Origin of the sequence: Nonomuraea lactucae, assembly GCF_003313395.1 — a bacterium.
GTDB lineage: Bacteria > Actinomycetota > Actinomycetes > Streptosporangiales > Streptosporangiaceae > Nonomuraea > Nonomuraea lactucae.
In genome coordinates, this window is the sequence record NZ_QNFZ01000333.1 from 1 (window position 1) to 645 (window position 645).

Genomic DNA, 645 nt, shown 5'->3' on the forward strand with positions numbered 1-645 from the left:
AGCGCCCGGGCGGCCCGGCCGACCAGGGCCGCGCCGGCGCGCGGGTCGAGGCCGTGGCAGACGTTGAAGAGGAGAACCGCGCCGTAGCTCCCGCCGATCGGGTCGCCGAGGTCTCCGGGGACCAGCGCGATCCGGCCGCCGAGCCCGGCCTCCTCGACGGCGGCGCGCCCCTCCTCCAACGCGCCGGGCAGGTCCACGACGGTCGCCGTCAGGCCGGGGACGGCCTGGCAGAACGCGACGCTGTAGATCGCGTGGCCGCCGCCGAGGTCCAGCAGGTCGCCGTCCACCCCCGGCACGGCCTCGACGACGGCGGGCGCGATGGCCCGCGCCATCCCGGCGAGCATGGCCTGGAAGTCGCGCGAGGTGCCGGGCCGCCGTTCCAGCCAGTGGTAGTACGGCTCGGGCGGCCGCCCGGTGCGCACGGCCTCCTCCAGGCCGGTCCACAGCTCGCCGATCAGGTCGTGCCAGAGGGCGAGGGCGGGCGCGAAACCGCCCGCGGCGCCCTGGTCCAGCCACGGGCTGGCGGCCCGGCCGACGCCGTACCTGGTGCCGTCGCCGTGCAGGTAGCCGAAGCGGGCCAGCGCGTCGAGGAGCACGGTCAGCGGCTCGGCCGCGACGTCCAGCTTCCCGGCCAGGCCGGCGGCG

At 78.1% G+C, this 645-nt stretch carries 1 protein-coding gene; it reads right to left on the reverse strand.

Going from position 1 to position 645, the window contains the following annotated elements:
* Positions 1 to 645, reverse strand: a 645-nt coding sequence (locus tag DQW85_RS21780; RefSeq protein WP_275888232.1) for a methyltransferase, incomplete at both ends; no start/stop codon positions are given.